The organism is Variovorax sp. Soil_C_26 (assembly GCF_057657075.1).
This window is the reverse complement of record NZ_JBDGJC010000004.1, coordinates 605765-616365: the sequence shown is the minus strand read 5'-3', so window position 1 is coordinate 616365 and position 10601 is coordinate 605765. Positions and strand designations below refer to the sequence as shown.

12 protein-coding genes are annotated in these 10601 nt (G+C 65.3%); 5 read left to right on the top strand and 7 right to left on the bottom strand.

The features are described from left to right. Both AC3A6G_RS15670 and AC3A6G_RS15665 read right to left on the bottom strand, forming a co-directional pair. Window positions 1–1004 (bottom strand): Ig-like domain-containing protein (locus AC3A6G_RS15670; protein WP_487874002.1); only part of this gene is annotated, 1004 nt, incomplete at its 3' end. Between the two features lie 1942 nt (window positions 1005–2946). Further along, a complete protein-coding gene (locus AC3A6G_RS15665; RefSeq protein WP_487874001.1) occupies window positions 2947–3318 on the bottom strand; it encodes a DUF4440 domain-containing protein in 372 nt (123 codons plus the stop codon). Window positions 3319–3616: 298 nt separating this feature from the next. Here AC3A6G_RS15665 and cml point away from each other — a divergent pair, with 298 nt between their 5' ends. From cml to AC3A6G_RS15650, 3 genes are all read left to right on the top strand, one after another. Then, a complete protein-coding gene (gene cml / locus AC3A6G_RS15660) occupies window positions 3617–4816 on the top strand; it encodes a CmlA/FloR family chloramphenicol efflux MFS transporter (protein ID WP_487874000.1) in 1200 nt (399 codons plus the stop codon). Window positions 4817–5012: 196 nt separating this feature from the next. Continuing rightward, window positions 5013–5525 carry a hypothetical protein gene (locus AC3A6G_RS15655; RefSeq protein ID WP_487862913.1) on the top strand — a complete coding sequence of 171 codons (513 nt, stop codon included), beginning with the start codon at window positions 5013–5015 and terminating at the stop codon, window positions 5523–5525. A 68-nt stretch (window positions 5526–5593) separates the two neighbouring features. Continuing rightward, window positions 5594–6556, top strand: coding sequence for an AraC family transcriptional regulator (locus AC3A6G_RS15650; RefSeq protein ID WP_487873999.1), 963 nt, complete (start codon window positions 5594–5596; stop codon window positions 6554–6556). Here the strand turns inward: AC3A6G_RS15650 and AC3A6G_RS15645 are convergent. From AC3A6G_RS15645 to AC3A6G_RS15635, 3 genes are all read right to left on the bottom strand, one after another. After that, complete coding sequence (locus AC3A6G_RS15645) at window positions 6553–6819, bottom strand: hypothetical protein (protein WP_487865821.1); 267 nt, start codon at window positions 6817–6819, stop codon at window positions 6553–6555. The two genes, AC3A6G_RS15650 and AC3A6G_RS15645, sit on opposite strands and share 4 nt — an antisense overlap. A 112-nt stretch (window positions 6820–6931) precedes the next feature. Then, window positions 6932–7390 carry a carboxymuconolactone decarboxylase family protein gene (locus AC3A6G_RS15640; protein WP_487873998.1) on the bottom strand — a complete coding sequence of 153 codons (459 nt, stop codon included), beginning with the start codon at window positions 7388–7390 and terminating at the stop codon, window positions 6932–6934. 75 nt (window positions 7391–7465) lie between these two features. After that, window positions 7466–8305: an oxidoreductase gene (locus tag AC3A6G_RS15635; protein WP_487873997.1), complete on the bottom strand. Its 840-nt coding sequence runs from the start codon at window positions 8303–8305 to the stop codon at window positions 7466–7468. Between the two features lie 181 nt (window positions 8306–8486). On the opposite strand from AC3A6G_RS15635, the gene AC3A6G_RS15630 reads away from it, so the two are divergent. Then, window positions 8487–8675, top strand: a complete 189-nt coding sequence (locus AC3A6G_RS15630; protein WP_487865818.1) for a hypothetical protein — start codon at window positions 8487–8489, stop codon at window positions 8673–8675. A 91-nt stretch (window positions 8676–8766) separates the two neighbouring features. Here the strand turns inward: AC3A6G_RS15630 and AC3A6G_RS15625 are convergent, their stop codons facing one another. Both AC3A6G_RS15625 and AC3A6G_RS15620 read right to left on the bottom strand, forming a co-directional pair. Beyond that, complete coding sequence (locus AC3A6G_RS15625) at window positions 8767–9426, bottom strand: ATPase (RefSeq protein ID WP_487873996.1); 660 nt, start codon at window positions 9424–9426, stop codon at window positions 8767–8769. Beyond that, window positions 9426–9803 carry a hypothetical protein gene (locus AC3A6G_RS15620; RefSeq protein WP_487873995.1) on the bottom strand — a complete coding sequence of 126 codons (378 nt, stop codon included), beginning with the start codon at window positions 9801–9803 and terminating at the stop codon, window positions 9426–9428. The genes AC3A6G_RS15625 and AC3A6G_RS15620 overlap by 1 nt, the downstream gene beginning before the upstream one ends. 166 nt (window positions 9804–9969) lie before the next feature. Between AC3A6G_RS15620 and AC3A6G_RS15615 the strand changes: the two genes are divergently transcribed. After that, the gene (locus tag AC3A6G_RS15615) at window positions 9970–10578 is read left to right on the top strand and encodes a hypothetical protein (protein WP_487873994.1); all 609 of its coding nucleotides are present in this window, start codon (window positions 9970–9972) and stop codon (window positions 10576–10578) included. Window positions 10579–10601 lie beyond the last annotated feature (23 nt).

The following is a 10601-nucleotide window of genomic DNA, read 5'->3' as shown; positions in this document are numbered from 1 at the left end:
CTGACCGTCACTTCCACCGTGCTGGTGGCCGTGCCGCCGTTGCCGTCGCTAACGACGACGGTGAAGCTGTCGCTGCCATTGAAGTTCTCACCCGGTGTGTACGTGTAGGTTCCGTCCGGATTGACAACGACGGTGCCGTTGGCGGGCGGCGTGCCCACCACGTAGCTCAGGCTGTCGCCATCCAGATCGACGCCTGTCACCTGGCCCGCGACGGGCGTGTCCTCGGGCGTGGTCAGCGTGTAGTTCGGAAGAGTCGGTTCGTTGTTCGGCTGCACCGTCACGTCCACCGTGCTGGTGGTCGTGCCGCCCCGGCCATCGGTGATGACGACAGTGAAGCTGTCCGGACCGTCGTATCCGGCTTCGGGCGTGTACGTGTACTCCCCCGTCTCTGGATCGATCACCACCGTGCCATGCGCTGGCGGCTCCCCCAGCACATAGGTCAGCGTGTCCCCATCCGGGTCACGAGCGACCACCTGGCCGTTCCCGCTGTGACCCGCACGCACTGCGATCGGATCGGCTTCGCCCGTGGGCGCCCTGTTCAAAGGTGGCGGCGCAACCGGAGGAAGGGAGAACCCTCCACCTCCTCCACCACCACCCGCGGCAGCCGCCGCCCCGATGCCGAGCAGCCCCAGCCCTGCGATGAGCCAGCCAGGCAGCCCTTCCGACGCCGCGGCCACGGGCACGCCGTCGAGCCATTCGATCTCGGTGAAGTGGAACTCGGACCAAGGTCCGGTGTACTGACCCCACCAAAGGACGCCTGCTGCATCCTCCAAGACGAGGTCGTTACGGCCCCCTTGCGCATACTCATTGAAGAAGCCCTGAAGGACCGTGGCGCTACCGTCGCGCATGGCCAGGACCAAGTCGCTGCCGCGACGCTCGAACCTGACGACGCTTTCCGGTGCAATCTTCAGGTGAATGACAGAAGGTTTGTCGAGAGAGAGTGCCTCGACGCGCGTGTCGACGACCGCGCCACCATCCTTGGGAACAACTTGAATTTGGTTCATCTTTTGAGTGGAAATGAGTCGGGGCAGCAGTACTCCGACTTCTGGACGAGAAGATCAACCAACCGGTTGATCCTGGGACGATACAAATGCTACACGGCTATTGATTCAATGCACTTCATTTGCAACTTGAAAGAACGCAAATGTAGACAAACGTGAAATATTTGGCAGCCTTTTCGCCAGTTTTATAGTCCGCGGCGTCAAAGCGTTGTGCTGCTGAAACTCATCAGTCGTCGCAACTGCTACTAAAGTTCGTGACGCCTTTTTTAATGTGGCGCGGCCGACGAATGTGTGCTTGCAGTTTCGGTACAGCGGGCGTACCGGATGTTGCAACTATCCGCCAATTGTTTCCTGTGTAATTCCTGACTTTTTATGACCGTTTATGACCATTTATGCCGGATATTCACCGCCAAGGCCCGCAGGCACTAATTCAAAGATTGCAGTGGAAATTCCGCGAAGGACTGCGGTCGGTCGGTTCCATCTGGATTTGATTGCCGGGGTAGATTGGCACTTGGCGCATTGCAGGAAGCTCAATTCGCTCCGCGGTGCGATGGGCCCCGAAGGATCAGGCCCCATCGAGCGCAGGCCCCGGCCCGCAGCGAGCGCTGTGCCGGGGTAGACGACACCCGGCACGCGGCGACACCTGCGACCGGGATCGAGGCGGTGAAAGTGCAGGCGCCGGAGACGCTTTTGCGCAACGTCGGACCCCGGACCTCGACGGGCAACAGGTGGCTACGGCCTGCGTGCGCTAAATTTTTCGACCCGTTCCGCAGCGGCTAAAGAAAAACCTGTCTGCTTTGAGGAAAGCGCTGCTCAGTGCGCAGCCGTTGTGCCGGCAACGGCAGATGCTGGACGGGCATCGCGACCTTCACGGTGAACAGGCAATTGGTAACCCCGCGTCGCGAAGGCAATTTGCGCTGCATCACGCCCCAAGCGGCCAGTATTCAGTGGGTAGAGCAGGACGGCCAAGCCGGCGACCCACTCTCGATCGATCTCCCTACCGCAGAGCCTGCAGAATTCGCCTATGAATTCTCGCCACCATGTCTCTCGGGCGGAGAGCGAGTTGTTGCGTACTTTGCTTGGTTTGGAAGGTCCCACGTGAACGATGCGAGCGAGGGTGGCCATTGCGTCTTTTTTTAGGGTTGAACGTTGGCGAATTAGACGCTGAGCGCGGCTCTTTGGATAGCGCCGGACGTCGGCCGAGCCACCGTCCGCGTCCGAAACGCACAACCGTCGCGGCAGATGCGGAAACGTCTCATGCGGGTAGGGCAAGGCAGCCCCATGGTTCATCTGGCTCACCGAGAGGCCAGGCCCAATTGGGGAGCCGTCGTCATCTTCTCTGTGCGTGCGGAGGCCGACTCGCTTGTCGGCGGCGTAGCCAATCAACGCGCTGTGCGCCCGCGTTCAGGGCTTCGATCCGGCTGAGAGCGACTCTCCTACGCCCCCGGAGCCGGCGAGCCTGCCTGCCGCCTCGCTTGCCGTCCCCCAGGCGTCATTGAAGGCTCGGGCGCCGAGGCTTGGCCGGGCGTGCGTGCAAACCAACGAAAGGCGATGCGATTGCTCTGTCGATACCACCGCCTGAAGAGATACCCGTCAGCGACTTCGCCGTGGTCATTCACAGGCACGCCAGCGGCACGCAATGCCGAGACCTCCTCCGTACCGTCGAAGTGGGCAGGCAGGATCACCGTGACGGTCGCGCTGTGCGTGTTCGGAGTTCGTCGCATCCATGGTTCCTTTTCTAGATTCGCGACATCGCTGGAAGTTGTCCTGGCGGGGCAGGTACCCCGCCATCGTGCCGCGCTTCGCGAACCTAAAAGGTCACTCGATCCAGGTCTGTAGGACGATGTGAAACACAGTGGATGCAACGCCGAAAATGCGGGAATACATCACAGAAATCTTCGCCGCGCTCGGAACAGGCATTGCGCTGCAATCCACAGACGGCGGTTCAAGCATTGACCTGCACGGGGGTCTGCTGGTGATGGACCAGTTTCCAGGCGCCACCACTGGATGCGTACGAGGAACTGCACAGCGCGCGATATTGCGCTTCCTTGCGCTTCGCAAGCGCGCGGTAGACCAGCACCACCACCCCGGAACCTGCACGCAGGATCCGTCGTTCGCTGATGGACACGTCGACCCAGCGTGGCGCGGCCTCCACCGCGGCGAGAACCTCCTTGCCCATCAGCACGCCGGTGGGGTCTGGAAAGACCATGGCGGCATCGTCGCGCATGTCGCGACGATATGCCTCGATGCCCTGAAGCCAGAAGGCCTCTTCCATGCGCCATAGCGTCAGATCGTCATCGGCGGTGTTGTCGTTCATGCGCGTCTCCTGTTCAACGGATGCGGGACAAGACGGGCTGCGGCATACGAGCCATGCTGCGCACGCTTTCCCCGCCGGTGCCTACGCTACCATTGCACTCGAACGCGCTCGACGGGCTCCGTCGGGCCCTCGTTGATCAACAGGTCCCATCTCGAAGGAACGCCCGTGGGAGACAGCAAGTCCGCAGACCGCTGAGCCGCAACAGCCCTTGTCGTTGTTGCGGCGATCTACCCTGATTCAGTGATTCACCAGAAGGCAGGTCGCCGCCAGATTTCTTCATCTGTGCGGACTACTTGCCATGCCTGACAAATCCACGCCCCTCTGGGCGTACTCCCTGCCTTCGGCACTCTTGCTGATGGCCCCCTTTGACCTTCTCGCCTCGCTGGCCATGGACGTGTATCTGCCGGTCATTCCGCAGATGCCGGCGGCGCTCGGCACGTCGCCGGCCATGGTCCAACTCACGCTGAGCGTCTACATGGTCGTGCTCGGCCTGGGACAGGTGCTCTTCGGTCCCTTGTCGGATCGCATCGGCCGACGCCCGGTGGTCCTGGGCGGTGCGCTCCTCTTTGCCGTTTCATCCTTCGCGCTGGCGATGACCAGCAGCGGGCCGTCCTTCCTCGCGCTGCGCGTCCTCCAGGCACTCGGCGCATCGGCCGCGCTGGTGGCCACTTTCGCGACGGTCCGCGACGTCTACGCCGACAGCCCGCAGAGCGGTGTGATCTATGGCCTCTTCGGTTCGATGCTGGCCTTCGTGCCTGCGCTCGGCCCCATGCTCGGCGCCCTCGTCGCCGTCGGGCTCGGCTGGCGCGCGATCTTCACGATGCTCGGCATCCTCGGATTGCTCGCATTCGCCCACGCACTGCCCAGATGGCACGAAACGCGCCCGCACCGCGGGCCAGGAGAGCGCCGCGTGCTTCGCTCCATCCTCGCAAGCGCATCGTTCTGGATCCACACGCTCGGCTTCAGCACGGCAATGGGGGCGTTCTTCGTGTTTTTCTCCACCGCGCCGCGGGTGCTGATGGAGCGGCTGGGCCTCTCCCAGCTAGCGTTCAGCGCCGTCTTCGCCACGGTGGCCCTGGTGATGATCTTGACGACGCGCTTCGCGCGAACTTTCGTGTCGCGCTGGGGAATCGCTGGCAGCCTCATGCGCGACTTGTGCGTCATCGTGGCGGGCGCATGCATTCTCGGCGCATGCACGCGCGCAGCCGAACCCACGGTGCTGACATTCGTGCTTCCCATGTGGCTGATCGCCGTGGGCATCGTTTTCGTGGTGTCGGTCACGGCCAACGGCGCGTTGCAGGACTTCAGCCACGCCGCGGGCACGGCCGTGGCGCTCTATTACTGCATTCAGAGCTTGATCGTTGGGGGCCTCGGCACCACCGCGGCGGTCGTGCTTCCCGGCGACAGCGCGTGGCCCCTGATCGCCTATTGCCTGACGCTGGCCACCGCGACCTTCCTTGCGATGGCGATGGATCGGCTGGCGAGGCATGAGCGGTGAGCGTGTTCTGAGCGTTCCCAGGACGACGGAGTGCATGCGCGCCGTGCCAGGCACAGGGCATCGCTCGTCCGGCCGAATCGCCGGCCGCGCCGATGCCCGACACCACCATCAGACATGGCCGACGCCACCTCGGCAGCGCGTGCCTAAGCTGGGCTTTCCGTTCGCCGATCCGGCGGACCTTTCCAAGGAGCTGAACATGTCGGATTCCAAGATCACCGATGAGAAAACCAAGAAGGCCGCAACAGGCGTGGGCGCTGCCGTCGGCGGAGCAGCAGGCGGCGTCGCGGGCGGTATGGCCGCCGGAGCGGCGATCGGCGGCATGACCGGGCCGGTGGGCGCTGCGGTCGGCGCCGCAGCCGGCGCAGCCGTCGGCGCGCTCACCGGACGCGGGGTCGCGGCAACGGCCGACCCGGACCTCGAGGAAAGCTACTGGCGCGACAACTACACGACGCGACCCTACGTGGCCAATGGCCACAGCTACGACGACTACGGCCCGGCCTACCGCTACGGCGCCGAGGCGTACAACCGCCATCCGGGCCGGGCCTTCGACGATGTGGAGAGCGATCTCGGGCGAGACTGGGACACCTCGCGCGGCAAGTCGAACCTGCAGTGGGAGCATGCCAAGCATGCCTCGCGCGACGCCTGGCAGCGCGTGAGCGACACGCTGGAGCGTGCCATCCCGGGTGATTCCGACCGGGACGGTCGCTGAGCGGCGGGCCGGTCCGGCTCCGGGGCAGCGGGGCTCGGGGGGGTGGGCGCCTGATGTAACGTACGCCCATGCCGTCCCAAGCACTTGCTCCATCCGCGGCCCCGGAACCGGCCTCGGCCCCAGCCGATCCCGCAACGCCGCGCGCCGGCCGGATCGGCGAGCTCGCGCGCCTGCTCTCGCGGCATGCGCCGCAGGACGGCGTCTGCGCCACGCCGATTCCGCGCGTGTCGGCGATCCGGCTGTCCGCACCCGGCGACGAGCTGATCCACGCGCTGCATCCGCCGTCAGTTTGCATCATTGCGCAGGGCGCCAAGCGCGTGATGCTGCGCGACGAGGTCTACACCTATGACGCCTCGCGCTTCCTGGTCTTCTCGACGGACCTGCCCGTCAGTGCCCAGGTCGTGCACGCGAAGTTCGACGCGCCCTACCTCTGCTTTCGGCTCGACTTCGATCCGACCGAAGTGTCGGAGCTCGTGATGCAGCTCGGCACCTCCGCGATGCCGCGGGCGGCCACGGCACGCGGGCTGTTCCTCAACAACGTGAGCGACGACATGCTCGATGCGGCGATCCGCATCATGCGACTGCTCGATTCACCCGAGGACGCGGCCATGCTCGCGCCGTTGGCGCTTCGGGAGCTCGTCTACCGTCTGCTGCGCAGCGAGCAAGGGGAGCGGCTCGCGCAGGTGGCACGCGCCGACAGCCATGCCGCGCGCGTGATGCGTGCGGTCGCGTGGCTCAAGTCCAACTTCGCGGAGCCGCTGAAGGTCGAGGCGCTGGCGAGCGAATGCAGCATGAGCGCCTCGTCGCTGCACCACCACTTCAGGGCACTGACCTCGATGAGCCCGCTGCAGTATCAGAAGCAGCTGCGCCTGCAGGAGGCCCGCCGCCTGCTGCTGAGCGAACGCATGGAGGTCTCGCAGGCGGGCTTCAGCGTAGGCTACGAAAGCGCCTCGCAGTTCAGTCGCGAGTACAGCAGGCTCTTCGGCGTGCCGCCGTCGAAGGATGTCTCCCGCCTGCGCGCGTTGGCCTAGAACTGCCCCTGCCCGTCGCCGGTGCGGTCATGAACCCATCGCATCGCCTGCTGCTCTGCGTGCCGGGTTGCCTCTGCCTCGGAGCCATACACGATCTCATCCGTATCGTTCGGCAGTTGTGTCTCTTCCTCGTCCGCGGGCGTGCGGACAACGACGACGACCGGCCGGTAGCCGCCGGGTGCGGGCTCGGCGCGAAGCTCGAAGCGGAATCCGCGGTATTCGAGGGAGTGGCCGTCGGAAACGGGTGTGCTGTTGTCTGTCATTGGTGCTGTGCCTGAGGAGTTCGCGGAAATCTTGCACGACCTTCCCAGCGGCTGCTGCAGGCACTCGGAGGCGCCACTTGAAGGACGGCGCGCCGCCGACGCCGTCCCCCGCTCAGCGTCGGCCCGCCTGCGGCACGGCCGCCGCGGCACTGCCGGCCAGCCCGCGCTCCTGCAGCAGCTCCTGCAGCGCCTGCGAGGCCTCGATCGCACGCGGGAAGCCCGCGGGAACCGTGACGAGATAGACGATCTCCTTGAGCTCGTCGGCCGGCACGCCGGCGTCGAGCGCATAGCCTGCATGGATCTTGAAGAACGGCCGCAGGCCCAGCGCGGCGAAGGCCGCCATCGCCGACAGTTGCCGCGTACGGGCATCGAGCACCTTTCGATCCCAGACGCTGCCGAGCGCATAGCCGGCCGTGGCTTCGGCGAGGAACGGGAACTCCTGGCGCATCGCCTCGTAGGTCGGCTGCGGCTTGCCGCCGTTGAGCTCGAGCAGCATCTGCTCGCCGCGCGCAATGCGGGCATCGGTCGCACCCGGGTTCGCCTGCGCCGTCGCGCCGGCGAGAAACGCCATTGTGAAGAGGCACGCGGCCGCGAGGCATCGGGAATGGAATCGTCGTTGCATTGCAAATCTCCTGTGGTTCAGATCTCAGAACGCACCGTCGGTGGCGACCGACAGGCTGGCGAAGGCTTCGAGTTCGGCGCGCCGGCGCTCGAAGGCGCCACGCGCAAAACCAAGGGCGTCGGTGCCGGCGACGAAGTGCAGCGGCGGCTCGGCCATCGCCGCGAGCTCGGCCACGACGCGCCCCAGCTTCTCCGGGTCGCCCGGCTGCTTGTGGTTGTAGCTTTCGTAGGTGGCGCGCGCCGGCGCGCCGGGCGAGCCCCCGTAATCGGCGATACGGCGCGAGCCGTACTGCACCGAGCTCTTGTCGAGGAAGTCGGTGCGGAAGAAGCCCGGCTCGATGATGGTCACGCGAATGCCGAACGGCGCGACCTCCAGCGCAAGGGACTCCGAGAATCCCTCCACCGCGAACTTGGCTGCGCAATAGACGGACGAACCATCGAAGCCCATGAAGCCGCCGATCGACGACAGGTTCAGGATGTGGCCGCTGCGCTGGCGCCGCATCAGCGGCAGCACCGCGCGCGTCACGTGCATCAGGCCGAACACGTTGGTGTGGAATTGCCGTTCGACGTCCGCGCTGTCGATCTCCTCGAACAGCCCGAGCTGACCATAACCCGCGTTGTTCACCAGCACGTCGACGCGGCCGAAGCGCTGCTGCGCGGCCTCGGCGGCGGCCGCCGCGTCCTGCTCGCGCGCGGCGTCGAGCGGGAGGCAAGCCACTTGGTCGGCATGCGCGGCGTACACCTGCTGTAGCTGCGCCACGTTGCGCCCGGTCGCGACCACGCGGTCGCCGGCGGCGAGCGCCGCTTTCGCGATCTGTGCGCCGATTCCGCGACCCGCCCCCGTGATGAACCAAACCTTGCTCATTTCAGCCTCCATGTTGTGGCGCGTGGGCGCCCGTTGAACATGGCCTTGATCCTAGGAAGCCCAGCCCCGCAGCCCTTGCACGATCCTGGCGGGGACTTGCCCGATCCGACGTGCGTGCGTCGACCGCCGATCAAACTCGGAATACTGTGAATTCATACAGTATTTGCGGCATAATCTGCGCATGGACCGACTCCCCGCCACCCTCTGGATCGCCGCCTGCGCCCACCGGCTGCAGCAGCAGTGGCACACCGTCGATGCGCGCGAGCTCGAGGATGTGGCACGCGACCTGTTCCGCGACGAGCAGCTGCGCGCCATGGACCCGGAGGCTGCAGCCGTGCAGTGGCTCAGGCCGATCACCGAAGCCGCCTAGTTTTTCGCTGGACCGGTATCGCCTGTCCTGAAACCCGATTTGCCGTTGCCTCGACTCCTTGTGCGTGCGGGGCTGTTGAAGCCGTGAGGCCTCAACGCTTTCCGCCCAGCCCTGTGCTGGGTTTTTTTTGGCCCGCCAGCGCCACGGCCATGATGGGCTTGGCCCATTGCGGCACCTGGCCGAGCGCGATGTGGGAGACCACGCGCCCGCCTTCCATGTGCAGCAGCAGCAATGGTTGCGGCCGCTGGCCGGCCTTGGGGTCGCCTTCGGCACTGTTGTCGTAGACGCGCAGGCTCGCCAGGTGCGGCAGCAGCCGGATCAGGTTGGCACGGCTGGTCTCGTAGCGCTCGCGGATCTTCGCTTCGGGAATGTCGTGTCCGCCCGCGGCCACCCGGGCCCGCACGCGCTGCAGATGAAGCTCCGGCGAGGCGAGCCCCGCGTACCAGAGATGGACCTGGGCGCCCTGCTCGGCGCCTTCGAGAAGCATCTGCGGGATCGTCCTCGCACCCAGCGTGGTTTCGAACGCGAAGTTCAGTTGCTGCGCCAGTGCCCGCTCGAGCCCCTGACGCCCAAGTTCCCAGGCCTGGGCATTCGCCGCCTCCGACGACAGGCTCGGGTCGGCCTCCCAGAGTTCGCGCGCGGCCAGGTCAGGGTTGAAGTAGTGCACCTTCTTCTGCAGCAGCGCAGCGCCGCCCACGCTGCTCTTGCCGGCGCCGTTGACGCCGGCCAGCACGAAGATGCGCGCGGGCATCAGCGGCGCGGCGCTGTTGTTGCTGCTGCCTGCGCCACCGCCGCATCGCCGAGTTCGGCCGGCGTCATCGCGAAGGCGTCGGCCATGGCCTGCGCGGCAGGCTCGCCCTGCATGCGCGCGAACATGTCGTCGAAGCGGGACGTGAGCGCCTCGAGGTTCGGCTCCGCGGCCTGCTCGAGCTTGAGATAGCGTTCCACCGACATCAGCACCATCGAGGGCTGCTCATGCCGCGTGATCACCACCGCCCCGCGCGCCATCACGGTGCTGGTCACGCTCTGCATGCCCGAAGCCAGCCGGGTGGCCGAAAACGAAGGCAGGTCGCGCGTCAGGCGCTCGATCTCGGCGGCAGGTCGGACGGAAGCGGTGTTGACGGCCATGGCGGCTCCTGAAAATACAGATGTTCCCCATTTTACCCATTTTGGACATCTGCAAGGAGATCGCCTGCGGCTGCGCACGCGGCACTGGCACCGGATCTATTGATGAGAGCAACGATCTCGCCCATGATTCCTTGGAAAAACCCCCTCAAATCACCAAGGTGAGAATTTGAACGCCGATTGGCTGATTACTCCGCACAATGGGATCGGACGCCTTACCTTCGGCCTTTCGCCGGGGGCGGTCGCGTCAGTGGCATCCCTCTATGGAAAGCCGGGTCCGCTGAAATCCTATGCGGCCGTCGCGTCTGATGCGGAAGAGGTGATCGCTCAGTGCGGCGCAACCATGTCGGCAGAAACGATAGCCGCCATGAGGCTCGCAGCGCGGGAGCTAGCGAATTTTGCAACACAGAACTTGACCACGGGACAAACGCCGATCCTGCTCGAGTACCGGGATGGTCGTCTTGACGGGGTTACTGTCGAGGCCCGACACAGGGAGGCAAGTTTCGAGAGCCAGCTGGTTTTTGCACTCGATGCGCTGAAAGTGCTGCGCTTGTTCGAACGTGCGAACGGCGCTCCGGGCCGATATCGCTCCGACGAGGCGGCCTTCGACAATATCGCGGTTTCGCTCTATCGCTTCAGCACGACGTCGTCAAAGGGAAAAGTTCGCGCGAACCCGGCGGCGACCCCGGGTTTCAGCTCACGTTCTGTGACGCTACGCAGCAAGCCTTACCGCCCAGCAGACGAGCTCGACCAGTTCGTGACCTTTTCTTTTGAATAGGCGAAGACGTCGCAAACGTGTGG